General features: G+C 65.7%; 19 protein-coding genes and 1 pseudogene. 13 read left to right on the top strand and 7 right to left on the bottom strand.

Annotated elements, in window-relative coordinates; translation table 11 throughout:
* Window positions 1-191 precede the first annotated feature (191 nt).
* Entirely contained in the window at window positions 192-962 is a 771-nt protein-coding gene (locus tag AC24YW_RS02440) for an enoyl-CoA hydratase (RefSeq protein ID WP_487481204.1), read from the bottom strand.
* A 156-nt stretch (window positions 963-1,118) separates the two neighbouring features.
* Between AC24YW_RS02440 and AC24YW_RS02435 the strand changes: the two genes are divergently transcribed.
* Window positions 1,119-1,652 carry a PaaI family thioesterase gene (locus AC24YW_RS02435; RefSeq protein ID WP_487481203.1) on the top strand — a complete coding sequence of 178 codons (534 nt, stop codon included), beginning with the start codon at window positions 1,119-1,121 and terminating at the stop codon, window positions 1,650-1,652.
* Window positions 1,653-1,716: 64 nt separating this feature from the next.
* Entirely contained in the window at window positions 1,717-2,337 is a 621-nt protein-coding gene (locus AC24YW_RS02430) for a TetR/AcrR family transcriptional regulator (protein ID WP_487481202.1), read from the top strand.
* Window positions 2,338-2,448: 111 nt separating this feature from the next.
* Here the strand turns inward: AC24YW_RS02430 and AC24YW_RS02425 are convergent, their stop codons facing one another.
* Window positions 2,449-3,357, bottom strand: a complete 909-nt coding sequence (locus tag AC24YW_RS02425; protein WP_487481201.1) for a LysR family transcriptional regulator — start codon at window positions 3,355-3,357, stop codon at window positions 2,449-2,451.
* 102 nt (window positions 3,358-3,459) lie between these two features.
* On the opposite strand from AC24YW_RS02425, the gene AC24YW_RS02420 reads away from it, so the two are divergent.
* From AC24YW_RS02420 to AC24YW_RS02385, 8 genes and pseudogenes are all read left to right on the top strand, one after another.
* Window positions 3,460-4,956 (top strand): CoA-acylating methylmalonate-semialdehyde dehydrogenase, encoded by a 1,497-nt coding sequence (locus AC24YW_RS02420; RefSeq protein WP_487481200.1) that lies wholly within the window; start codon window positions 3,460-3,462, stop codon window positions 4,954-4,956.
* Between the two features lie 115 nt (window positions 4,957-5,071).
* On the top strand, window positions 5,072-6,217 hold the full coding sequence (locus AC24YW_RS02415; RefSeq protein ID WP_487481199.1) for an isobutyryl-CoA dehydrogenase: 1,146 nt from the start codon (window positions 5,072-5,074) through the stop codon (window positions 6,215-6,217).
* Window positions 6,214-7,278, top strand: coding sequence for an enoyl-CoA hydratase/isomerase family protein (locus AC24YW_RS02410; protein WP_487481198.1), 1,065 nt, complete (start codon window positions 6,214-6,216; stop codon window positions 7,276-7,278). The genes AC24YW_RS02415 and AC24YW_RS02410 overlap by 4 nt, the downstream gene beginning before the upstream one ends.
* Window positions 7,279-7,291: 13 nt before the next feature.
* Window positions 7,292-8,194: pseudogene (mmsB, locus tag AC24YW_RS02405) on the top strand (3-hydroxyisobutyrate dehydrogenase); the annotation flags it as partial.
* On the top strand, window positions 8,194-9,912 hold the full coding sequence (locus tag AC24YW_RS02400) for an AMP-binding protein (RefSeq protein WP_487481197.1): 1,719 nt from the start codon (window positions 8,194-8,196) through the stop codon (window positions 9,910-9,912). The pseudogene mmsB and the gene AC24YW_RS02400, both read left to right, overlap by 1 nt.
* Window positions 9,913-10,392: a MaoC family dehydratase gene (locus AC24YW_RS02395; protein WP_487481196.1), complete on the top strand. Its 480-nt coding sequence runs from the start codon at window positions 9,913-9,915 to the stop codon at window positions 10,390-10,392.
* Window positions 10,393-10,622: 230 nt separating this feature from the next.
* Window positions 10,623-11,540: an SDR family NAD(P)-dependent oxidoreductase gene (locus AC24YW_RS02390; protein ID WP_487481195.1), complete on the top strand. Its 918-nt coding sequence runs from the start codon at window positions 10,623-10,625 to the stop codon at window positions 11,538-11,540.
* Window positions 11,537-12,754: a BaiN/RdsA family NAD(P)/FAD-dependent oxidoreductase gene (locus AC24YW_RS02385; protein WP_487481841.1), complete on the top strand. Its 1,218-nt coding sequence runs from the start codon at window positions 11,537-11,539 to the stop codon at window positions 12,752-12,754. Before AC24YW_RS02390 ends, AC24YW_RS02385 begins: the two co-directional genes overlap by 4 nt.
* Window positions 12,755-12,866: 112 nt before the next feature.
* Here the strand turns inward: AC24YW_RS02385 and AC24YW_RS02380 are convergent, their stop codons facing one another.
* Genes AC24YW_RS02380 through AC24YW_RS02370 form a run of 3 tightly spaced genes read right to left on the bottom strand, consistent with a single transcriptional unit; the run spans window position 12,867 to window position 16,254 of the window.
* Entirely contained in the window at window positions 12,867-13,946 is a 1,080-nt protein-coding gene (locus tag AC24YW_RS02380) for a D-TA family PLP-dependent enzyme (protein WP_487481194.1), read from the bottom strand.
* A gap of 2 nt (window positions 13,947-13,948) precedes the next feature.
* Window positions 13,949-15,760, bottom strand: a complete 1,812-nt coding sequence (locus tag AC24YW_RS02375; RefSeq protein ID WP_487481193.1) for an ABC-F family ATP-binding cassette domain-containing protein — start codon at window positions 15,758-15,760, stop codon at window positions 13,949-13,951.
* Between the two features lie 2 nt (window positions 15,761-15,762).
* Window positions 15,763-16,254, bottom strand: a complete 492-nt coding sequence (locus AC24YW_RS02370) for a YaiI/YqxD family protein (protein ID WP_487481192.1) — start codon at window positions 16,252-16,254, stop codon at window positions 15,763-15,765.
* Window positions 16,255-16,361: 107 nt separating this feature from the next.
* Here AC24YW_RS02370 and AC24YW_RS02365 point away from each other — a divergent pair, with 107 nt between their 5' ends.
* The gene (locus AC24YW_RS02365; protein ID WP_487481191.1) at window positions 16,362-17,162 is read left to right on the top strand and encodes a hypothetical protein; all 801 of its coding nucleotides are present in this window, start codon (window positions 16,362-16,364) and stop codon (window positions 17,160-17,162) included.
* Window positions 17,163-17,342: 180 nt separating this feature from the next.
* On the opposite strand, the gene AC24YW_RS02360 is transcribed toward AC24YW_RS02365, so the two are convergent.
* On the bottom strand, window positions 17,343-19,715 hold the full coding sequence (locus tag AC24YW_RS02360) for a xanthine dehydrogenase family protein molybdopterin-binding subunit (protein WP_487481190.1): 2,373 nt from the start codon (window positions 19,713-19,715) through the stop codon (window positions 17,343-17,345).
* A 210-nt stretch (window positions 19,716-19,925) separates the two neighbouring features.
* Between AC24YW_RS02360 and AC24YW_RS02355 the strand changes: the two genes are divergently transcribed.
* Together AC24YW_RS02355 and AC24YW_RS02350 are read left to right on the top strand one after the other, a co-directional pair.
* Window positions 19,926-20,999 (top strand): Ppx/GppA phosphatase family protein, encoded by a 1,074-nt coding sequence (locus AC24YW_RS02355; protein WP_487481189.1) that lies wholly within the window; start codon window positions 19,926-19,928, stop codon window positions 20,997-20,999.
* 2 nt (window positions 21,000-21,001) lie between these two features.
* Complete coding sequence (locus AC24YW_RS02350; protein ID WP_487481188.1) at window positions 21,002-21,688, top strand: RlmE family RNA methyltransferase; 687 nt, start codon at window positions 21,002-21,004, stop codon at window positions 21,686-21,688.
* Window positions 21,689-21,783: 95 nt separating this feature from the next.
* Here AC24YW_RS02350 and AC24YW_RS02345 read toward each other — a convergent pair whose 3' ends face one another.
* Complete coding sequence (locus AC24YW_RS02345) at window positions 21,784-23,274, bottom strand: MFS transporter (protein ID WP_487481187.1); 1,491 nt, start codon at window positions 23,272-23,274, stop codon at window positions 21,784-21,786.
* Window positions 23,275-23,356: the final 82 nt, after the last annotated feature.

Here is a 23,356-nt window from a genome sequence, read left to right as displayed (position 1 = left end):
GGTCGTGCGATTGAGGGGTGCTTATCCAAGGTACACTGTCATCACGCGCGAAGGCGGGTGATCCAGTATTCCAGAGGCCACGCGGCCAGAACCGAGAAGGCGCGGCGTATTGGATGCCTCGCCCCCGTGCACAATTGCGCACTAGGCGGGGCATGACACCTTCGTTTCTTGGCTGCGCTGTTGCCTCGCGCCTACCGCTTTCGGTTCACGAATGCGCCCATCAGCCGCGTCGGTTCGTCGGTCAGGAACGACTCGCCGAACACTTTCACGCTGAGGTTCACGGACTCCGTCAGCGGCAGCTCTTCCCATTGCCGCAGCAACGCCTTCTGCGATCGCAGCGCCGCGGGGCCGCATTCAAGCAAGGCCTTCACCAGGTGCTCGACCTCGGCATCCAGCTCACCGGGCGCGGCGACCTTGTCGACCAGGCCCCAGGCGAATGCCGTCGCGGCATCGATGTTCTCCGCCGTCATCACCAGCCAGCGCGCACGGGCCCAGCCGATCAGACGCGGCAGCAGCGCGGCGTGAATCACCGAGGGAATGCCGACGCGTACCTCCGGCATGCCGAAATGGGCGTCATGCGCGGCGATGCGGAAGTCACAGGCGGCAGCCACTTCGAGCCCGCCGCCGAGGCACCAGCCCGGCATGCGTGCGATGACCGGGGCAGGGAAGCCGCGCACCGCCTCGCAGAGATCGCGCAGGCGGCTGATGAAGGCTTCGGCCGATTTTTGGTCGAGCCCAGCCATCTCCTTGATGTCGGCCCCGCCGATCAGGCTCTTCTCGCTCTGTCCGCGCAGCACCACGGCACGGATGCTGCGATCGGATGCGAGCTGCTGCAGGCCTTCGCGCACGGCGTCGATGACCGGCGAGCCGAGAATGTTGAGCGAGCCGGCGTTGCAGATCGCGACATGGACGACGCCGCGCGCATCGCGCGTCACGCCGCAATGGTGGTTGAGCATTTCCATCGTGGGATCTCGATAGGTTTCGTGGACCGGCGCGAGGCGCGCCGATCGGGATCACTTCCGGGCCGAAACGCTTTCCTTGTCAAGCGGGCAGGGCTGCGGAGTTGCCAGCGTGAAGTCCGTGGCATAGTATGATATATATCATTTAAAGAGGCAGCCATGACCGGTAACGATCAACGCGACCTGTTTTCGCCCGCGCAACGGCGCGAGCGCGTGGTGGACTGGCAGGTGCCAGCACCCGTCGCGAAGGTTGCGATGGGCCTGTCGGGCATGGATGCCATGCTGGGCATCCGCGACGGCAGGCTGCCGCCGCCGCCCTTCGCAAAGCTGGTCGGATTCGTCATGGCGGTGGTTGAGCCCGGCCGGATCGTCATGGAACTGGAGCCGCGCGAGGATCTCGAAAACACCATCGGTCTTCTCCATGGCGCGACCGCCGCGGCGCTGCTCGATACGGCCATGGGATGTGCCATCTCGACCCGGCTCGAGGCCGGGCAAAGCTCGGTGACCCTCGATCTGAAGCTGACCTTTTTGCGTCCGCTGTCGGTTCGCTCGGGCCTGATCTCGGCCGAGGGCAAAATCATCAAGCTGGGGCGCCAGACCAGCTACACCGAAGGCTTCGTCCGGGACGGGAAAGGGGCCCTCGCGGTGCACGCAACTGCGACGTTTTCCATGATCGGAAGCAGCATAACATGAATTAATGCACCCATTTCGTCATTTGCGTGTTATGAGATGATCTCCGACATCCAATGAGATTGGCATGCGTTATTCCCGGGAACACAAGCAGGAAACCCACGACCGCATCGTGAAGAAGGCCTCGGTGCGGCTGCGGGAGAAGGGTGCCCACGGCATCGGCGTCGCCGACCTCATGAAGGAGGCGGGCCTGACCCACGGCGGCTTTTACGCGCATTTCGATTCCCGCGAGGCGCTGGTGATCGAGGCCTTCGCCTACGCCATGGACCGTTCGATGGAACATTGGCGCAAGCTCACCGGCGAGGCCGCTCCCGAGAAACGGCTGGCGCTGATCGCGGAGAGCTATCTGTCCACGCTGCACCGCGACAATCCCGGCCAGGGCTGCTCGATTCCCGCTCTCGGTGCGGAGATCGCCCGCGAGAGCCCGAAGACACGCAAGGCCTTTGCCGGCAAGCTGGATGAGATGATCGAGGCCCTGACCGACACCATCCCGAACGTGCCGCGTAAGGCCGCACGCAAGCAGGCGATCGCGACGCTCGCGACGATGGCGGGCACCATGCTGCTGGCGCGCATCGCCGGCTCGAGCGAATTGTCCGACGAGATGCTGAAGGCGGGTCGGGACCTGGCGCTCGAGGGAGCGAAGCGTGAGCCTGTGAAGGCGACGACGCTGAAGAAGAAGCAGAACTAGGCGGAGCTGCCGTAGGGTGGGCAAAGGCGCTCTTGCGCCGTGCCCACGTTCTTCCATGATGGCAAGAATTTGGTGGGCACGCTTCGCTTTGCCCACCCTACAAGAGCGGTGCTAGCGCCCTGCAAACAACGCCCGCTCGCGCTCCACGATCTCGCTGATGTAATCCGCCACGGCCCTGATCCGCGCCAGGTCCTTGCTGTCGGCGTGCATCAGCATCCAGAACGTCCGCGTGATCGAAATCTCCTCCGGCAGCACGGCGACGAGCTGCGGATAGTCGCTCGCCATGAAATGCGGCAGCACCGCGATGCCGAAGCCTGAGAGCGTGGCGTTGAGCTGGGCGATCAGATTGGCGCTGCGGAAGCGCGCCGAGATACGCGGCGACACCTGCGGCAGATAGTCGAGCTCCGGCGTGAACAGGAGCTCCTCGATGTAGCCGACGAAACGGTGCTGCGTCAGGTCCTGCCGCGAGGTGATCTCAGGGAAGCGATCGAGATAGGCGGGCGCGGCATAGAGCCCAAGGCGGTAGTCGAGCAGCTTGCGCCCGACGATGCGGCCTTCCTTGGGCATGGTCAGGCTGATGGCGATATCGGCCTCGCGCTTGGAGAGGCTGAACAGCCGCGCGGTGGCCACAAGTTGCAGATCGAGATCGGGATAGCGGTCCGCGAACGGCGCCAGCCGCGGCGCCAGGAAGGCGGTACCGAAGCCGTCAGGGGCGCCGATCCGCACCGTGCCGGTCAGCCGCGCCACGGACCCGCCGACCTGCTCCTGGTTGGCCACGATCGTCGATTCCATGGCTTCGGCGCTGTCGGCGACGCGCTGGCCGGCCTCGGTGAGGAGGTAGCCGGTCTTGCGCCGGTCGAACAGCTTGGCCGAGAGGTGCTTCTCCAGCCGGTCGACGCGGCGGATCACGGTCGCATGGTCGACGCCCAGCTGCTTTGCCGCAGCCGAGACCGAGCCGCCCCGCACGATGGCCAGCACGAAGCGAAAGTCGTCCCAATCGATAGCGCCTTGATCCAGCATTTTCGCACATCTGTGGTGCATTATCTCAGACTTGAATCCTATAAAATGCAGGTCAATAGGATTTGTCAAAGCGACCACGCTCGGCCTGAAGGAGACCATTCCATGCGTTCGATCGGACATTTCATCGGTGGCAAGGAGGTCAAGGGCACCTCTGGCCGCACCGCCGACGTTTTCGAGCCGATGACCGGTGACGTCCAGGCCAAGGTGGCGCTGGCGTCCAAGGCCGAGGTCCGCGCCGCCGTCGAGAACGCGCGAGCCGCGCAGCCCGAATGGGCCGCGACCAATCCGCAGCGCCGCGCCCGCGTCATGATGAAGTTCCTGGAGCTGATCCAGCGCGACTACGACAAGCTCGCCGAGCTGCTCGCGCGTGAGCACGGCAAGACCGTGCCCGATGCCAAGGGCGACATCCAGCGCGGCCTCGAGGTGGTCGAATTCGCCTGCGGCATTCCGCATTTGATGAAGGGCGAGTACACCGAAGGCGCCGGCCCCGGCATCGACATCTATTCGATGCGCCAGCCGCTCGGCGTCGTCGCCGGCATCACGCCGTTCAATTTCCCGGCGATGATCCCGATGTGGAAGTTCGCCCCCGCGATCGCCTGCGGCAACGCCTTCATCCTCAAGCCCTCGGAGCGCGATCCCGGCGTGCCGATGAAGCTCGCCGAGCTGATGATCGAGGCCGGGCTGCCGGCCGGCATCCTCAACGTCGTCAACGGCGACAAGGAAGCCGTGGACGCCATCCTGGACGATCCCGATATCAAGGCCGTCGGCTTCGTCGGCTCGACGCCGATCGCTCAGTACATCTATGAGCGTGCCGCCCAGACCGGCAAGCGCTGCCAGTGCTTCGGCGGCGCCAAGAACCACGCCATCGTCATGCCCGACGCGGACATGGACCAGGCCGTCGACGCGCTGATCGGCGCCGGCTACGGCTCGGCCGGCGAGCGCTGCATGGCCGTCTCCGTCGCGGTCCCCGTCGGCAAGTCAACCGCCGATCGGCTGATGGAAAAGCTGATCCCGCGCGTCGAATCCTTGAAAATCGGCACCTCGATCGATCCGTCGGCCGATTATGGTCCGCTGGTGACGCGCGAGGCAGTCGAGAAGGTCAAGAACTACATCGACATCGGCATCAAGGAAGGCGCGACGCTGGCGGTCGACGGCCGCGGCTTCAAGATGCAGGGCTACGAGAACGGCTTCTATCTCGGCGGCTCGCTGTTCGACAACGTCACCAAGGACATGCGGATCTACAAGGAAGAGATCTTCGGTCCGGTGCTCTCGGTCGTGCGCGCGCATGACTACAAGGAAGCGCTGGCGCTGCCGTCCGACCACGATTACGGCAACGGCGTTGCCATCTTCACCCGCGACGGCGACGCCGCGCGCGACTTCGCGGCGAGGGTCAACGTCGGCATGGTCGGCATCAACGTGCCGATCCCGGTGCCGATCGCCTATTACACTTTCGGCGGCTGGAAGAAGTCGGGCTTCGGCGATCTCAACCAGCACGGCCCGGACTCGGTCCGCTTCTACACCAAGACCAAGACGGTGACCTCGCGCTGGCCGTCGGGCGTCAAGGAAGGTGCGGAGTTCTCGATCCCGCTGATGAAGTGACGGCGTCAGCCGTCATTGCGAGGAGCGTAGCGACGAAGCAATCCAGTATCTTCCCGCGGAGACGGTCTGGATTGCTTCGCTTCGCTCGCAATGACGAAAGAAAGAGCAGCCCAGCATGCAGTTCGCTCTGAACGAGGATCAGGTCGTCCTCCGCGACATGGCGCTGGCGTTTGCGGCGGAAAAGATCGCGCCGCACGCGTTGCGCTGGGACGAGGAGAAGCATTTCCCCGTCGATGTGATGCGCGAGGCCGCCATCCTCGGCATGGGCGGCATCTACATCCGCGACGATGTTGGCGGTTCCGCCATGACGCGGTTCGACGCGGCGCTGATCTTCGAGGCGCTGGCGACGGGCTGTCCGACCACCTCTGCCTTCATCTCCATCCACAACATGGCGAGCTGGATGATCGATGCCTTCGGCAGCGACACCCAGCGCCATCAATGGCTGCCGAAGCTCTGCACCATGGAGCTGATCGCGAGCTACTGCCTGACCGAGCCGGGTGCCGGATCCGATGCGGCAGCTTTGCGCACCCGCGCGGTGCGCGACGGCGATCATTACGTCCTCAACGGCCAGAAGCAGTTCATCTCCGGCGCGGGCGGCACCGATCTGCTGGTTGCGATGGTGCGCACCGGCGGCGACGGCCCCGGCGGCATCTCGACCCTCGTCATCGACGGCAAGACGCCGGGCGTCTCCTTCGGTGCCAACGAGCGCAAGATGGGCTGGAACGCACAGCCCACCCGCGCAGTGATATTCGAGGACGCCCGCGTGCCTGTGGCCAATCGCCTGAGCGAGGAGGGCACAGGCTTCAAGATCGCGATGGCGGGTCTCGACGGCGGCCGTCTGAACATTACGGCGTGCTCGCTCGGCGGCGCGCAAGCAGCGCTCGACAAGGCGCGCGCCTACATGAAGGAGCGCAAGGCGTTCGGGAAGCGGCTGGACGAATTCCAGGCGCTGCAGTTCCGTCTCGCCGACATGGCCATCGAGCTGGAGGCCGCCCGCACTTTCCTGTGGCGCGCCGCCGCCGCGCTCGATCGCAAGGATCCTGACGCCACCATGCTCTGCGCCATGGCGAAACGATTCGGCACCGATGTCGGCTTCGAGGTCGCCAATCATGCGCTGCAGCTGCACGGCGGCTATGGCTACCTCAGCGAATACGGCATCGAGAAGATCGTACGTGATTTGCGCGTGCACCAGATCCTCGAAGGCACCAACGAAATCATGCGGCTCATCGTGGCGCGCAAACTGATCGAGGGCGCGCGATGAGCGGGGTGGACGAGGGCGATCTGATCGCGCGCGTCGAAGGCGCGGCCGGCATCATCAGGCTCAATCGTCCCAAGGCGATCAACGCCGTGACGCTGGAGATGTTTCGCGACATCGACAAGGCGCTCGATCGCTTCGAAGCTGATCCTGCAATTGCCGTGATCCTGCTGGAAGGCGCCGGCGAGCGCGGTCTCTGCGCCGGTGGCGACATCCGCACGCTCTGGGAAAGCTCGAAAGTCAATGGCGACCTCGGCAAGATCCTGTGGCGCGAGGAATACATCCTCAATGCCCGGATCAAGAAGTTTCCAAAACCCTATGTGGCCTTCATGGACGGCATCGTGATGGGCGGCGGCGTCGGTTTGTCGGCCCATGCCAGCCATCGTGTCGTCACGGATCGCACCAAGCTTGCGATGCCCGAAGTCGGCCTCGGCTTCTTCCCCGATGTCGGCGGCACCTATCTGCTATCGCATTCGCCGGGCGAGATCGGCACCTATTTCGGGCTGACCGGCCAGACCATGAACGGGCCGGACGCGATCCATGCGAAGTTTGCCGATTGGGTCGTGCCGGCGGCGAGATTGCCGGAGCTGCGCGAGGCGCTGACGAAGGTGCGCTCGGGTGCGACCGCTGCCGATGTCAGCAAGCTCATCGAAGGCTTCGCCACCGGCGAGACTGCGGGGCCGGTCGCCGCCAGGAAACTCGTCATCGATGCGCTGTTCGGCTTCGACCGCATGGAGGACATTTTCGCTGCGTTAAAGCGCGATGGTTCCGAGTTCGCGCTGGCCACGCTGAAGACGCTGAACGAAAAATCACCGCGCGGCATGGTGGTGACGCTCAAGCTGCTGCGGCTGGCGCGCGGATCGAGCCTGGAAGAGTGCCTGGTGCGCGAATACCGCGCCGCGCTCGAAGTCTTCCGCAGTGACGATTTCCGCGAGGGCGTCCGCGCCGCCGTGATCGACAAGGACCGCAACCCGATCTGGTCGCCGCCGCGGATCGAGGATGTGACGCCGGACATGCTTGCGCCCTATCTCGCCGAGATCGGCGCGGACGAGCTGAAGTTCAACTAACAACGCGACAGCGGAGGAAACGACAATGGCCACGATCGCATTCATCGGTCTCGGCAACATGGGCGGCCCGATGGCTGCCAACCTCGTCAAGGCCGGCCACAAGGTGGTGGCGTTCGATCTCGTCGAAGCCTCGCGCAATCAGGCCAGGGACGATGGCGCCAGCATCGCCGACAGCGCGGCGGGCGCGGTGAAGGGCGCCGACGTGGTCGTCACCATGCTGCCCGCGGGCAAGCATGTGCTCGGCGTCTGGAACGAGGTCGTGCCCGCCATGACCAAGGGTGCGCTGATCATCGACAGCTCCACCATCGACGTCGAAAGCGCGCGGGCCGCGCATGCGCTCGCCGCCAAGCACGGCGTGCTCTCGGTCGATGCGCCGGTCTCCGGCGGCACCGGCGGCGCCAAGGGCGCAACGCTCACCTTCATGTGCGGCGGCGAGGAGAAGGCATTTGCCGCGGCGAGGCCCGTGCTCGAGAACATGGGCAAGAAGATCGTGCATTGCGGCGGCGCCGGAGCAGGGCAGGCCGCCAAGATCTGCAACAACATGATTCTGGGCATTTCCATGATCGCGGTGAGCGAAGCCTTCGCGCTCGGTGAGAAGCTTGGGCTCTCGCATCAGGCGCTGTTCGACGTCGCCTCGACCTCGTCCGGCCAGTGCTGGTCGCTGACGACCTATTGCCCGGTGCCGGGCCCGGTGCCGACCTCGCCGGCGAACAACGATTACAAGCCGGGCTTTGCCTCAGCGCTGATGGTGAAGGACCTCACCCTGGCGCAGGATGCGGCCAAGGCTGCGGGCGCAGCGACGCCGCTCGGCAAGCATGCCCAGGAGATCTATCAGTCTTTCGACGCAGCCGGCCAGGGCGGGGTGGATTTTTCCGGAATTATCAAGCACGTTAGGAGTTTAGCCGGGAAAGCTTGATGACCACATTCCAGGAAGCACGCGCGTTCCTTCTGCAACACCGCACGGATTACGAAGCCGCGGTCAAAGGTTTCCGCTGGCCCGATCCGGTTCCTTTCAACTGGGCGCTCGACTGGTTCGACGCCGAACTCGCGACCAATGCGGACAGCAAGGATCGGCCCGCGCTCTGGATCGTCGATGCCGCCCAGGACAAGCAGACGAAGCTGTCCTTCGCGGCGCTGTCGCGCCGCTCCAACCAGGTTGCGAACTTCCTCCGCGCGCAGGGTCTGAAGCGCGGCGATCATCTCCTGCTGCTGCTCGGCAATGTGGTTCCGCTGTGGGAGACGATGCTTGCCGCGATGAAGCTCGGCGTGGTCGTCATTCCCGCTACGACGCTGCTGACTGCTGACGAGCTGCGCGACCGGCTCGATCGCGGCAAGTGCAGGGCAGTGGTCGCCGCCCAAGACCAGGTCGCGAAATTCGCGAGCTTGGGCGCCGAGAACGTCGTCCGGATTGTCGTCGGCACGGCATCCGACGGTTGGCTTGGATATGACGGGGCGGCAAAGGCCTCCGAAGATTTTGCGCCTGATGGTCCGACCAACGCCGACGATCCGATGCTGCTCTATTTCACCTCGGGCACGACCGCAAAACCAAAATTGGTGCGGCACAGTCAGCGCAGCTATCCCGTCGGCCATCTCTCGACGATGTACTGGATCGGCCTGAAGCCCGGCGACGTTCATCTCAACATCTCCTCGCCCGGCTGGGCCAAGCATGCCTGGAGCTGCTTCTTCGCGCCGTGGAATGCGGGCGCGACCGTGTTCGTGGTCAACCAGCCGCGCTTCGACGCCAAGGCGCTACTTGCCACCATCGGCCGCTGCGGCGTCACCACGCTGTGCGCGCCGCCGACGGTGTGGCGGCTGTTCATCCAGGAAAACCTCGCCTCGTTCAAGGTGGCCTTGCGCGAGGTCTGCGGCGCCGGCGAGCCGCTGAACCCCGAGGTGATCGACCAGGTGCAGGCCGCCTGGGGTCTCACCATTCGCGACGGCTACGGCCAGACCGAAAGCACCGCGCTCGCCGGCAACTCGCCGGGGCAAAAGATCAAGATCGGCTCGATGGGCCGTCCGCTGCCGGGCTATCGCGTGCAGATCAGCGATGCCGATGGTAACCCGGCCAAGGAAGGCGAGGTGACGCTGGTGCTGGGCGCTGACCGCCCCGCGGGCCTGATGCAGGGCTACCAGGGCGGGGATGGCAAACTGTCCGGCGCGGAAGGCGCGCTCTATCGCAGTGGCGACGTCGTATTCGCGGACGAGGACGGCTACTTGACCTTCGTTGGCCGCTCCGACGATGTGTTCAAATCGTCCGATTACCGCATCAGCCCATTCGAGCTGGAGAGCGTGCTGCTCGAGCACGAGCTGGTCGCGGAAGCTGCGGTGGTGCCGAGCCCGGATCCAATCCGGCTCGCGATCCCCAAGGCATTCGTGCTGCTGACCGCGGGCGCAGAACGCTCGCCGGAGACCGCGCTGTCGATCTTCAGGCACCTGCACGCGCGTCTGGCGCCGTTCAAGCGCATCCGCCGCCTCGAAATCGTCACCGAGCTGCCGAAGACCATCTCCGGAAAGATTCGCCGCGTCCAGCTACGACGGCTCGAACGCGATGATGATCGCACCGATCCCTTGCGCGGGCGGGAATTCCGCGAGGAGGATTTTCCGGAGCTGCCGAAGACACGGAGTGAGACCTAAGTGAACGAAGTCTGGAAGAAGCCGCCTGTTACGCTCGGGGCCTATCAGGCCATGGTCGGCAAGGAGATCGGCGTATCGTCGTGGCATCTGATCGACCAGCCCCGCATCGACAGCTATGCCGACGTGATCGAGGATCACCAGTTCATCCACGTCGATCCGGACCGCGCGAAGAAGGAGACCGCCTTCGGCACCACCATCGCGCACGGCTTTCTCACGATGTCGCTGCTGTCGATCATGTCCTATGAGGTGATGCCCGTGATTGCGGGCACCACGATGGGCGTGAACTACGGCTTCGACAGGCTGCGCTTCATCTCGCCGGTGCGCTCCGGCAAGCGCGTGCGCGGCCGCTTCGTGCTCGCGGAGGCCAAGCTCCGCAAGCCGAACGAATTGCAGTCCCGTACCAACGTCACGGTCGAGATCGAGGGCGAGGACAAGCCGGCGCTGGTCGCCGACTGGCTTGGGTTGATCTATTTCGAATAGGCCCGTGCCGTCGTTGCCGGGCTTGACCCGGCAACCCATCGCTGCTCAAAAAGGCAACCCAGAGCGGGGTTTCACCCTCTCCCCTTGTGGGAGAGGGTGCCTCGCGGAACGCGAGGCGGGTGAGGGGTCTCTCTCCGCGAGCGCGCCTGCCGAGAGAGACCCCTCATCCGGCGCTTGCGCGCCACCTTCTCCCACAAGGGGAGAAGGGAAGACAGTAGAGACCTCAATTCATGGCAATCAGGTTCGACGGACGCGTCGCCATCGTCACCGGCGCGGGCAATGGTCTCGGCAAGGCGCATGCGCTCGGGCTGGCGAGCCGCGGCGCCAAGGTCGTGGTCAACGATTTCGGCGGCGCGCGTGACGGCACCGGCGGCTCGCTGTCGCCAGCCGAAGCCGTGGTCGAGGAGATTCGCAAAGCCGGCGGCACCGCGATGGCCGACGGCGCCGACGTCTCCAATTTCGAGCAGGTCACCGCCATGATCGAGCGCGCTACCAAGGAATGGGGCAGCGTCGATCTCTTGTGCGCCAATGCCGGCATCCTGCGCGACAAGTCGTTCGGCAAGATGGAGGTCGCCGATTTCCAGAAGGTGCTCGACGTGCATCTCGTCGGCACCTTCTATTGCTGCAAGGCGGCCTGGGCCGGCATGCGCGACCGCAATTACGGCCGCATCGTGCTGACGACGTCGTCCTCCGGTCTCTACGGCAATTTCGGCCAGGCCAATTACGGTGCGGCCAAGTCGGGCATGGTCGGCCTGATGAACGTGCTCGCCGAGGAAGGCCGCAAGAACAACATCCGCGTCAACATCATCTCGCCGACGGCGGCGACGCGCATGACCGAAGAGCTGCTGCCGCCGCAGGCGCTGCAGCTGATGAAGCCGAACGCGATCACGCCCGCGGTTGAGTACATGCTGAGCGAGGACGCACCGACCCGCACCATCATGGGCGCCGGTGCCGGCTCGTTCGCGGTGATCAAGATCGTGGAGAGCGAAGGCGTCAACCTACCGGAGTCCGAATGGACGCCGGACGCGATCGCCGCGCATTTCGCTGAGATCAGTGACATGTCGAAGGCGAGGGCGCTGCAGGGCGCGTTCGAGCAGACGCAGAAATACGTCGCGCAGGCCGCAGCGCGAGCGGGGATCAAGCTCTGACCGACGTCGCCGTCATCGGCGCCGGTCCCGCCGGGCTGATGGCGGCGGACGTGCTGGCGTCAGGCGGCGCGCGCGTCACCGTTTTTGATGCGATGCCGTCCGCGGGGCGCAAATTCCTGATGGCCGGCCGCGGCGGGCTCAATCTCACCCACAGCGAGTCGCTGCCGCAGTTCATGGCACGCTACCGCGAGGCGGCACCGAAGCTGCGGTCGGCGGTCGAGGCATTTTCGCCGGATGCACTGCGCGCCTGGAGCGAGGGACTGGGCGAGCCGACCTTTATCGGCAGCAGCGGACGCGTGTTTCCCAGGGCGTTCAAGGCCTCGCCCTTGCTGCGCGCCTGGCTGCGGCGGCTCGATGCTAGCGGTGTCCGCTTTGCCTTTCGCCATCGCTGGATCGACTGGCACGGCGAGGGCCGGCTGATCTTTCGGACGCCGCAAGGCGTCTCCGCAATCGAAGCGAACGCCACTCTGCTCGCCCTCGGCGGCGCGAGCTGGCCGCGGCTCGGCTCGGACGGACGCTGGGTCGACATTCTCGCCGCAAAGGGCATTGCCGTCTCGAAGCTGCGGCCGGCCAATTCCGGCGTCACGGTTGCGTGGTCCAAACTGTTCCGCGACCGGTTCGAGGGCCAGCCGCTCAAGGGCGTGGCGCTGACGATTGGCGCGCACACGGTGCGCGGAGAGGCGATGATCACCCGCAGCGGCATCGAAGGCGGCGCGGTCTACGCGTTGTCGGCGGAACTGCGCGAAGCCGTGCTGGATCTCGGGCAGGCGACGCTGATGATCGCGTTGCGCCCCGATCTCGACGCCGCTGCGCTGACCACGCGGCTGTCAGGCGTGCGCGGCAAGCAATCGCTGGCGAACTTCCTCCGCAAGGCGGCGCAGTTGTCGCCGGTCGGCATCGGTCTGATGCAGGAAGCCGCTATCGCCGCCGGCCACCCGCTGGCATCGTTCTCGCCGGCGGAGCTCGCACATCTGGTCAACGCTGTTCCGGTGCAGCTCACCGGAATAGCGCCGATCGATCGCGCGATCTCGACGGCAGGCGGAATCCCGTTCGACGAGCTCGACGAGCACTTCATGCTGCGCAAGCTGCCGGGCACGTTTGCGGCCGGCGAGATGCTGGATTGGGAAGCACCGACCGGCGGCTATCTCTTGCAGGCGTCATTCGCGACCGGGGCTGCGGCGGGCAGGGGCATGCTGGAGTGGCTCAGCCGCTAACCGCCGTCATTGCGAGCGAAGCGAAGCAATCCAGAACCCTCCTCGGCGGCAGTCTGGATTGCTTCGTCGCAAGGGCTCCTCGCAACGACGGTTCGTGGGAACGGCGCGCCCCCTACCGCAGCTTCCCCCGCGCCGCCACCGGCAGCGTGCCGATGATCTCCTCGCCGCGCACCATCACCACCTCATCCATCATGTTGACGACGACGCAGACATGGTTCGGCACGATGCGGACGACGTCGCCGACATTCGGCCTTGTGTTGCTGCGGGAGAGATCGAGGAAGCCGTGCTCCTCGGCGAATTTGGCGATCTTCGCCTCGGGATGCTCCAGGATCAGGCCGTGTCCGTCGAGTCCGCCGGTGTCCGTGGTCAGCGTCTTCGAGCCGGCATCGAGAATGCCGCGCTCGGGCGCGGCGCGGCTCACCACCGTCGAATAGATGTGCAGTGCGCAATCATCCCAGGTTGCCGAGCCCGCGGCGACCTGCATGCGATCGTTGTAGATGTAGGTGCCGAAGCGATGCTCGGTGCCGCCCTTGAGCTTGCCGATGTTGACGAGGTTCGGCGTGCCGCCGGTCGAGACGATCTTGGCGTCGAGCCCGTGCGCGCGCACGCCGGCCAGCGCCTCGTCGTAGAATTTCTGCGCCTCAGCCCAGCCGGTCTCGGTCGGATACAGCATGAAGCCGGCGAACTCGAGTCCCTCAGACGCCGCGATCTCGCGCGCCAGCGCGATCGCCTCGGCCGGCGTCTCGACGCCGGCTCGCTTGCGCCCGGTGTCGCACTCGACCACGACCGAAAGCGGGCGGCCTGACGCCGCAGCCGCCTTGGGCAGGCCGGCGACGACGGTCGAATTGTCGGCAGCCACCGTCATGTTGGCCTTGGCTTGCAACGCGCCGAGGCGGGCCATCTTCTCTTCGCCCAGCAGATTGTAGCTGATCAGGATGTCGTCGATGCCGGCATTGGCCATGATCTCGGCTTCGCCGAGCTTCTGGCAGGTGATGCCCTTGGCGCCGGCGGCGACCTGCATCTTCGCGATGGTCGGGTTCTTGTGCGTCTTGATGTGGGGGCGATTGGCGATCCCGGCGTCGTCGCAGGCCTTCTGGATCCGTGCGATGTTGCGCTCGACCCTGTCCATGTCGATGACGGCGCACGGCGTGCCGTATTCGCGGGCGATCTTTACGGCGAGGGGAGTGGTCATGGTTAAGCCTGCTCTATTTCTTCGCGAAGCATTTCAAGTTCGAGCCAGCGCTCCTCGGCGGCTGACAATTCCTCGTGCGCCCTGGCAATCGCAGCCGAGGTGTCGTCGAATTTTTTGCGGTCTTTCGCATAGAGATTGGGATCGTCGAGCACGCGCTGCAATTTGGCAATGTCGGCCTGCAACGTTTCCATCTTCTTCGGCAGCGTTTCCAGCGCGTGCTTCTCGTTGAAGCTCAGCTTCCGCTTGGGCGCGGACGAGGGCGCAGCGGCGCGCTCATCCTTCTTTTCCGCGGGCGGTGGCGCCTTCGGCGCTTCGCGCTTCAAATCGGCGCCACGTTGGCTCAGCATGTCGCTGTAACCGCCGGCATATTCGATCCACTTGCCGTTCCCCTCCGGCGCGATCACGGAGGTGACGACGCGGTCGAGGAAGTCGCGGTCGTGGCTGATCAGGATGACGGTGCCCTCGTAGTCGCCGAGCATCTCCTCGAGCACGTCGAGCGTTTCGAGGTCGAGATCGTTGGTCGGCTCGTCCAGCACCAACAAGTTCGACGGCTTCGCCAGCGCGCGCGCAAGCATCAGCCGACCGCGCTCGCCGCCGGAGAGCACCTCCACCGGCGTGCCGCGCTGCTCCTGCCCGAACAGGAAGTCCTTCATGTAGCCGACGACGTGCTTCGGCTTGCCGCCAACCATGATTTGATCGCCGCGGCCGCCGGTGAGCGCCTCGGCTAGCGTCGATTTGGGATCGAGGCTTTCGCGGTGCTGGTCGAGCGTCGCTACCTCCAAATTGGCGCCGAGACGTATCGTCCCGGAATCAGGCTGCATGCCGCCGGTGAGCAGATTGACCAGTGTGGTCTTGCCGGCGCCGTTCGGCCCGATGATACCGAGTCGGTCGCCGCGCTGGATGCGAGTGGAGAAGTTTTCGACGATTTTGCGTTCGCCATAGGCTTTGGTGATGCCTTTGGCCTCGATCACGAGCTTGCCGGATTGCTCCGCTTCAGCCGCCGCGAGGTTGGCGCTGCCGGCGGTGCCGCGATAGTTGCGGCGCTGGTCGCGCAGGGCATGCAGATTGGCGAGCCGCTTGATGTTGCGCTTGCGCCGGCCGGAGACGCCGTGGCGCAGCCAGTGCTCCTCGTCGACGATCTTGCGATCGAGCTTGTGCTGGTCGCGTTCCTCTTCCGCCAGCACCTCGTCGCGCCAAGCCTCGAACGAGGCAAAGCCCCGGTCGATCTGCTTGATCCGGCCGCGGTCGAGCCAGGCGGTGGAGCGCGAGAGATTGGTAAGGAAGCGGCGGTCATGGCTGATGATGACGAGCGCACTACGCCTGGAGTCGAGCTCCTGCTCCAGCCATTCGATGGTGGCGAGATCGAGATGATTGGTCGGCTCGTCCAGCAGCAGAATGTCGGGCGAGGGCGCCAGCACGAAGGCCAGCGCCGCACGACGCGCCTCGCCACCGGAGAGGTCGTGCGGGTTCTCCTCGCCGGTGAGGCCGAGCTGTTCCAGGAGATAGCGCGCCTGGTGCTGGTCGTCGCCGGGCGCGAGCCCGGATTCGACATAGGCGAGCGTGGTCTTGTGCGCCCCGAAATCCGGCTCCTGCGGCAGGTAGCGCACCGTCGCGCCGGGCTGCACGAAGCGCGTGCCGGAATCCGGCTCGACCAGGCCGGCTGCGATCTTCAAAAGGGTCGACTTGCCGGAGCCGTTGCGGCCGATCAGGCAGACGCGTTCGGATGGCGCGACGTTGAGCTCGACACCGGACAGCAGCGGCGTGCCGCCGAAGGTCAGCCTGATGTCTTTGAGTTGGATCAGCGGCGGCGCCATGATCAGCCCTGACTCGTTGCGGCCGCATCGGCGCGACGCCTCGCGATCCGGCGTAGCGTCTGGTCGAGCGCCGAGAGGAAGGCAGAGCGGTCGCGCGGCGAGAACGAGCGCGGACCGCCGGTGACTTCGCCCGCCGAACGCAGATCGGTCATCAGATTGCGCACCGCCAGCGTCATGCCGATCGATTCCTCCGTGAACGGCTTGCCGTTCGGCGCGATCACGTCGGCGCCAGCCTTCACGCAGCGGCTGGCCAGCGGAATGTCCGAGGTCACCACGACGTCGCCGGCCCTCGCGCGCTCGGCAATCCAATCGTCGGCGGCGTCCATGCCGCCACCGGCGGCAATTCGCTCGATCAGGGGATCATGCGGCACGCGGATGAAATTGCCGGCGACCACGCTCACGGGCACGCCGTGCCGGATCGCGACGCGATAGATTTCGTCCTTCACCGGACAGGCGTCGGCGTCGACATAGATGCGGGTCGGGGTCTCGGTCATTCCGCCGCGTGGTACCGCATTCGGGCCGCAAAGGCGAGGGGATTGACCCCGGTTCCTCAGGGCCTACGATCGCTCCTGAAACAATAAGAATATGGGAAGGCCAAGCCATGCCGAACCGGCTCGAAACCTACCGCGTCACGGCCTACAACACCGCCAAGCAATCCGAAAACAAGATGCACGACGACAATGTGGCCCGTCGCTTCGGCTTTTCCGGCGGACTGGTCCCCGGCGTCGACGTCTTCGCCTACATGATGCACGTGCCGATCGCGCGCTGGGGCCGCGATTTTCTCTCTCGCGGGCTGGTCGAGGCCCGCTTCATCAAGCCGGTCTATGACGGCGAGACCGCCGATGTCGATGCCACCGAGCACGGGGGCTTGCTGACCATCGAGGTGTTCAGCCGCACCGAGCTCTGCGCGACCGGAACGGCCTCGCTGTCGGCGCCAGTGCCAACGGTGTCGTTGAGCGACTATGTCGAAGTCCCCGCCGTCGCCGAGCGCAAGCCGGTCAGTCCTGCGACGTTCGAGCCAGGCAAGTGGCTAGGCACGACGCCGCGCCGCTGGGCCGGGCAGGACGCGGCCGACTATCTCGCCGATGTCAGGGAGAAAGATCCGATCTTTGCGCGCGAGGGGCTCGGCCATCCCGGCCTGATCCAGCGTGTCATGAACCGCGTGCTGGTCGACAACACCATCCTGGGTCCCTGGATCCACGTCGGCAGTCGCATGCAGCTGCTGTCCGCCGTGTGCGCCGGCGACGAGATCACCGCGCGGGCAAAAGTCACCGCGAACTACGAGAAGAAGGGCCACCGCTTCGTCGAACTCGACGCGCTGGTCGTCGCCAACGGCACGACGCCGATTGCGCATTGCCAGCACACCGCGATCTACCAGCCGCGCGAGCAGGCGGCGGCGTAGGCGCGGGGCGAGGCAAAGCTCGTCACTCCAAGGGCAGTGTCATTCCCCGCGAAGGCGGGGAATCCAGTACGCCGCGGCCTCTCGCTTCCAGCCGCGCCGTCTCTGGAATACTGGATCGTCCGCCTTCGCGGACGATGACAGTTGTGGGTGTGGAGACGGCGAGCGTCCCTCCGGCAGCCCTTACGCCGCCTTGGCCTTCGCCTCCTGGATCGCGCGCCACACCCGCTCGGGGGTCAGCGGCATGTCGATGTGCTTGATGCCGTAGTCGGACAGTGCATCGAGCACCGCGTTCACCACCGTCGACAGGCTGCCGGCGCAGCCGGCCTCGCCGCAGCCCTTGCTGCCGAGCGGATTGGTGGTGGCTGGCACCGGATGATCGCCGACGGTCATGTTGGGGACGTCCTCCGCGCGGGGCAGAGCGTAGTCCATCAGCGAGCCCGTGATCGGCTGGCCGCTCTCGTCGTAGCGGATGTGCTCCATCAGCGCCTGGCCGATGCCCTGGACCACGCCGCCATGGAGCTGGCCCGCGACCAGCATCGGGTTGATCACCGTGCCGAAATCGTTGACCGCGCTGTAGCGCACGATCTGCACCACACCGGTGTCCGGGTCGATCTCGACCTCGGCGACGTGGCAGCCGTTCGGGAACGCCGAGGCGACCGGATCGCTGGTGTGGTCGACATCGAGCGTATCAGGCACGCCCTCCGGCACCTTGCCGTCATGCAGGCGCTTGGCAAGCTCCATGATGTCGATGCTGCGATCGGTCCCGGCGATCGTGAAGCTGCCATTGGCGAATTCGATGTCGGCCTCGGACGCTTCCAGCATATGTGCGGCGGCGCGCTTGCCTTTCTCGATGACGAGCTTGGCGGCCCCCACGATGGCCTGGCCGGTCGCAGTGATCGAGCGTGAGCCGCCGGTGCCGTTGCCGGTGTGGACGATGTCGCTGTCGCCCTGCACGAGCTTCACGCTCTCGAAGGGAACACCGAGCTGCTCGCACAGCACCTGCGCGAACGGAGTGGCATGGCCCTGGCCGTAATCGAGCGTGCCGGTGATGAGCTGCACGGTGCCGTCAGGATCGAACACGATCTTGCCGAGCTCGGGGCTCGGCGGCGCGGTGACCTCGAGATAGGAGCCGACCGCAATGCCGCGCAGCTTGCCGGCCTTCTTGCTCTCCTTCTTGCGCTTGGCGAAGTTCTCGTGGTCGGAGATTTCGAGCGCCTTGTTGAACACGGCCTGGAAGTCGCCGCTGTCATAGGTGACGCCAGAGGACGCCGCGAACGGGATCTGGTTCGGCTTGATGAAGTTTCGCTTGCGCAAGGTCAGCCGGTTGATGCCCATCTCGTCGGCGGCGCGGTCGATCAGCCGCTCCATGTAATAGTTCGCCTCCGGCCGGCCGGCGCCGCGATAGGCCCCCATCAGCGTGGTGTTGGTGAGCACCGTCTTGATGTCGACCGCCATCAGCGGCGTGCGGTAGACGCTGGAGAAGTTCTTGCCGGTGTTGAGCGACAGCGGCCCCGGCGCGACGCCGGTGATGTAGGCGCCGAGATTGCCGTAACCGGACAGCTTGGCCGCGAGGAAGTGCCCCTCGGCATCGAGCGCGAGCTCGGCGTGGATCTTCTGCGCGCGGCCGTGGCTGTCGGAGAGGAAACTGGTCGAGCGCTCGTCCAGCCACTTCACCGGGCGTCCCAATGCCTTCGCCGCATACAGAATGCACATGTACTCTGGATAGTTGATGTTCTTCATGCCGAAGGAGCCGCCGACATTGGCGGTGAGGATGCGCACCTTCTCGTTCGGCACCTTCAGGTTCTTGGCGAGATTGGCGCGGTTGCCGGCAACGCCCTGCGTCGGCACCTGAAGCGTGTAGCGCTCGGTCTTCTTGTCGTAGGAGGCAAGCCCCACGCGCGGCTCCATCGAGACCACGGCGACGCGGGTGTTCTCGATGTCGAGCTTGGTGACATGGGCGGCGCTGGCGAAGGCCGCGTTCACCTTGTCCATGTCGCCATAATGGTAGTCGAGCGCCACATTGTTCGGGATGTGGTCATAGAGCTGCGGCGCGCCGGGCTTGGCGGCTGCCTCGGGGTCCGTCACCGCCGGCAGCGGCTGGATGTCGAGCTCGACCGCCTCGGCCGCGTCGCGCGCCTGGGCCAGCGTCTCCGCCACCACGAAGGCGACGGGATCGCCGACGAAGCGGACCTTGTCGGTCGCGAGCGGCTGGCGGTTGGTCTGGAGCAGGGGCGAGCCGTCGCGGCTCTTCAGCGGCAGGCCGCAGGTGAAGGGGCCGTAGCCGGCGGCATCGAGATCCTTGCCGGTCCACGCCCCCAGCACGCCCGGCATCGCCTTGGCGGCATCGAGGCCGATGCCGCGGATGATGCCATGGGCATGGGTCGAGCGGACGACCACGGCATAGGCCTGGTTCGGCAGGTTGAAATCGTCAGTGTAGCGGCCCTTGCCGCGTACCAAGGTGTCATCCTCCTTGCGGCGGACCGGTTGCCCGACGCCATACTTTTGCAGTGCAATAGCGTTCTCGAGCGTCGACGATTTGGTGTGTTCTTGCATGGAATTGACCCGAAAAGCCGGCATTTGCGCATTTTCGCGGCAGCGGAGCACCGGACTCCCTTGAGATAACCCACCACCCCCGTTCACGACAACGCACGATTGGACATGGTCCCATGTGATGCGTTGTTGCGCAGGCCTGCCGCGCTGCTAATGTTTCAGGCGAATAATCAATTCCAGACCGGCCCGACCGGCCGCGGAAAGACAGTTTGTATGAATGACCACACGCGGCTCCGCGACGGCCATGCGCCGCATAGCGAGCTGGAGGGGTCGATGGCGGCGGTGGCGTTGGCCACCGATCCGGCCGTCGGCGCGCAGGCGCCGGGAACCGGCGTCTATGCGGCGCTGGACCTCGGCACCAACAATTGCAGGCTGCTGATCGCCTGTCCGACCCAGGACGGCTTTCGCGTGGTCGATTCCTTCTCGCGCATCATCCGGCTCGGCGAGGGCGTCTCGGCGACGGGGTGCATCAGCGATGCCGCGATCGAGCGCGCCATCGCCGCGCTCAGCATCTGCCGCGACAAAATCAATTTACGGAAGGCGCGGCGGCTGCGGCTGATCGCGACCGAAGCCTGCCGCGCGGCTTCGAACGCGGAAGGTTTCCGCAGCCGCGTTGCGGCCGAGACCGGCATCGAGCTCGAGGTGATCGACCGCGAGACGGAGGCCGCACTCGCCGTGCTCGGCTGCTCGCCGCTGGTCGATCCCAGGGGACGCGGTGCGATCCTGTTCGACATCGGCGGCGGCTCCACCGAGCTGGTGCGCATCGAGCGCGACCCGGAAAACCCGGAGCCGCGCATAAAAGCCTGGATGTCGATCCCCTATGGTGTGGTCACGCTCGCCGAGCAGTTCGGCGGACGCGACGTTACCCCGGAGATCTATGCGGCGATGGAGCAGGAGGTCGCAAGCCACGTCGCGCCCTTCGCCGCGGAGCACGGCCGCGATCTCGCCGACATGCATCTGCTCGGCACGTCGGGCACGGTGACGACGCTGGCCGGCATCCATCTCAACCTCGCGCGCTACGACCGCCGCCGCATCGACAGCATTTGGATGAACGATGCGGACCTCACCGCGACCATCAACAAGCTGCTCGGCATGAGCTACGAGGAGCGTGCCGCCAACAGCTGCATCAGCGTCGAGCGCGCCGATCTGGTGCTCGCTGGCTGCGCCATCCTCGATGCCATCCGCCGCGCCTTTCCGCTGCCGCGCCTGCGTGTCGCCGACCGCGGCTTGCGCGAGGGCATGCTGGTCGAGATGATGCGCGAGGACGGCGCGCTCAGGAGCTGGTGAGTATGGCCAAGGACACCACCGGCCGCTTGCACGTTCAGGTCAAGACCGGCGGCAAGCGCAAATTGTCGTCGAAGCTGTGGCTGGAGCGGCAGCTCAACGATCCCTACGTCGCCAAGGCCAAGGCGGCGGGCTATCGCTCGCGCGCCGCGTTCAAGCTCCTGGAGATGGACGACAAGTTCCGGCTTCTGAAGCCCGGCATGGCCGTGGTCGATCTTGGCGCGGCGCCCGGGGGCTGGAGCCAGATTGCAGCAAAGCGCGTCGGCTCGACCGAAGGCAAGGGCAAGGTCGTCGCCATCGATCTGCTCGAGATGCCGGAGATTCCGGGCGTCGATTTCGCGCAGCTCGACTTCATGGACAACGACGCGCCGGAGAAGCTGACCGCGATGCTGGGCGGCAAAGCCGACGTCGTGATGTCCGACATGGCCGCCAACACCACCGGTCACCGCAAGACCGACCAGCTCCGCATCGTCGGCCTGGTCGAGACGGCGGCGGCCTTCGCCTGCGACGTGCTCAAGCCCGGCGGCACGTTTTTGGCAAAGACGTTCCAGAGCGGCGCCGACGCCGAACTGCTGGCCCAGCTCAAGCGCGATTTTGCAACCGTGCGGCATGTGAAGCCTGCGGCGAGCCGGCAGGATTCCTCGGAGCGCTACGTGCTGGCGACGGGATTTCGCGGCGGGGCAGCGGCGTAGCCTCCGTCATTGCGAGGAGCGAAGCGACGAAGCAATCCAGAATCCCTCCGCGGAACCGGTCTGGATTGCTTCGCTCGCAATGACGAGACCGAAAACTACCCCAGCCGCTGATCCCGCACGTCCTGCGTGTCCTCGCTCGCCGCCTTGACCGCGGCCTTCTCGGCGCCCTTGCCGGCACCCTTGCGGCTCGCGATCTCCACCGCCTTGCGCCCCGAAATCTCGTGGCCGGCGTCCGCGGGCATCTGCCAGAAGAACCAGCTCGACGCCGCCGAGGTCAGCGCCACCACGACGAAGGCGGGCGCGAACACGGTGGCGTTGAGTTCGTTGACATGGCTGAACCACATCGTGGTCTCGACACAGGCCGCGCCGACGGCGACGCCGGCCGAGATCGCGAGCTGCTGGTTGACGCTGACGAGGGTGGTGGCGCGGCTCATCTGCGCGGTCTCGACCTCCGCATAGGCGACTGTGTTGATCGCGGTGAACTCTAGCGACCGGAAGAAACCGCCGACCACCAGGATCACCATGATGATGAGCAGCGGCGTCGTCACCGTGAATAGCGCGCAGACGCCGAGAAAGAACGCGCTGACGATCGCGTTCACCGTCATCAAGTTGCGGAAGCCGAAGGTGCGGATGATGCGCGCCGCCAGCGTCTTCATGCCCATCGCCCCGAGCGAGGAGGCAAAGGTGACGAGGCCGGAATGGAACGGCGACAGGCCGAAACCGATCTGCATCAGGAGCGGCAGCAGGAACGGCAGCGCGCCGATGCCGAGCCGGAACAGGAAGCCGCCGAACACCGCTGCGCGCAGCGTTGGCAGCTTCAGCAGCGAGAAGTCCAGCACCGGCGATCCGGTCCGCCGCGCGTGCATGACGTAGAGCGTCATCGAGATCGCGCCGCCCACGATCAACGCGGCCACGGTGCTCCATGGCAGCAGGTTGAGGCCGGCGACGGAAAGGCCGAAGGCGATGCCTGCGAGCCCCAGCCCAGAGAGCACCATGCCGTAGAGATCGAACGGCTCCTGCGTCTCGCTCTTGATGGGATCGATGAAGCGTAGCGCCATGAAGATGCCGAGCAGTCCGATCGGGATGTTGATCAGGAAGATCCAGTGCCAGGACGCATAGGTCGTGATGAAGCCGCCGAGCGGCGGGCCGATCACGGGGCCGATCAAGGCAGGGACCGTCACCCAGGCCATGGCGTTGACCAGCGCGCTCTTGTCGACCGAGCGCAGCAGCACGAGGCGCCCGACCGGCGTCATCATCGCGCCGCCCATGCCTTGCAGGATGCGCGCGAACACGAAATCGGTGACCGAGGTCGAGAGCGCGCAGCCGACCGAGCCGACCATGAACACGCCGACCGCGATCGCGAACACCATGCGCGCGCCGAACCGGTCGGCGGTCCAGCCGCTCGCCGGAATGAACACTGCGAGCGACAGCAGGTAGGAGGTGATCGCGAGCTTCAGCGTCAGCGGGCTGGTGCCGATATCGGCCGCGATCGCCGGCAGCGAGGTCGCGATCACGGTCGAATCCATGTTCTCCATGAACAGAGCCGTGGCCACGATCAGCGGGATGACGCGTTGCTTGTCGACCATGAGGGTAATGAAATCGGAAGGAGGGGTGGAGTTGCGGCTTATCACCGCCGTCCGCCGCCGACCATTGCGGATCCATGCATGG

It is taken from the genome of Bradyrhizobium sp. USDA3516 (assembly GCF_057651995.1).
This window is presented reverse-complemented; position numbering and strand designations above follow the sequence as displayed.

Bases quoted from the DNA above. Each gene is read 5' to 3' on its own strand.
- AC24YW_RS02410 (WP_487481198.1), top strand. From the start codon at position 6,214: ATGAGCGGGGTGGACGAGGGCGATCTGATCGCGCGCGTCGAAGGCGCG.
- AC24YW_RS02420 (WP_487481200.1), top strand. From the start codon at position 3,460: ATGCGTTCGATCGGACATTTCATCGGTGGCAAGGAGGTCAAGGGCACC.
- AC24YW_RS02360 (WP_487481190.1), bottom strand. From the start codon at position 19,715: ATGCAAGAACACACCAAATCGTCGACGCTCGAGAACGCTATTGCACTG.
- AC24YW_RS02415 (WP_487481199.1), top strand. From the start codon at position 5,072: ATGCAGTTCGCTCTGAACGAGGATCAGGTCGTCCTCCGCGACATGGCG.
- AC24YW_RS02380 (WP_487481194.1), bottom strand. From the start codon at position 13,946: ATGACCACTCCCCTCGCCGTAAAGATCGCCCGCGAATACGGCACGCCG.
- AC24YW_RS02425 (WP_487481201.1), bottom strand. From the start codon at position 3,357: ATGCTGGATCAAGGCGCTATCGATTGGGACGACTTTCGCTTCGTGCTG.
- AC24YW_RS02390 (WP_487481195.1), top strand. From the start codon at position 10,623: ATGGCAATCAGGTTCGACGGACGCGTCGCCATCGTCACCGGCGCGGGC.
- AC24YW_RS02435 (WP_487481203.1), top strand. From the start codon at position 1,119: ATGACCGGTAACGATCAACGCGACCTGTTTTCGCCCGCGCAACGGCGC.
- AC24YW_RS02355 (WP_487481189.1), top strand. From the start codon at position 19,926: ATGAATGACCACACGCGGCTCCGCGACGGCCATGCGCCGCATAGCGAG.
- AC24YW_RS02440 (WP_487481204.1), bottom strand. From the start codon at position 962: ATGGAAATGCTCAACCACCATTGCGGCGTGACGCGCGATGCGCGCGGC.
- AC24YW_RS02345 (WP_487481187.1), bottom strand. From the start codon at position 23,274: ATGGTCGACAAGCAACGCGTCATCCCGCTGATCGTGGCCACGGCTCTG.
- AC24YW_RS02430 (WP_487481202.1), top strand. From the start codon at position 1,717: ATGCGTTATTCCCGGGAACACAAGCAGGAAACCCACGACCGCATCGTG.
- AC24YW_RS02370 (WP_487481192.1), bottom strand. From the start codon at position 16,254: ATGACCGAGACCCCGACCCGCATCTATGTCGACGCCGACGCCTGTCCG.
- AC24YW_RS02375 (WP_487481193.1), bottom strand. From the start codon at position 15,760: ATGGCGCCGCCGCTGATCCAACTCAAAGACATCAGGCTGACCTTCGGC.
- AC24YW_RS02350 (WP_487481188.1), top strand. From the start codon at position 21,002: ATGGCCAAGGACACCACCGGCCGCTTGCACGTTCAGGTCAAGACCGGC.
- AC24YW_RS02400 (WP_487481197.1), top strand. From the start codon at position 8,194: ATGACCACATTCCAGGAAGCACGCGCGTTCCTTCTGCAACACCGCACG.
- AC24YW_RS02365 (WP_487481191.1), top strand. From the start codon at position 16,362: ATGCCGAACCGGCTCGAAACCTACCGCGTCACGGCCTACAACACCGCC.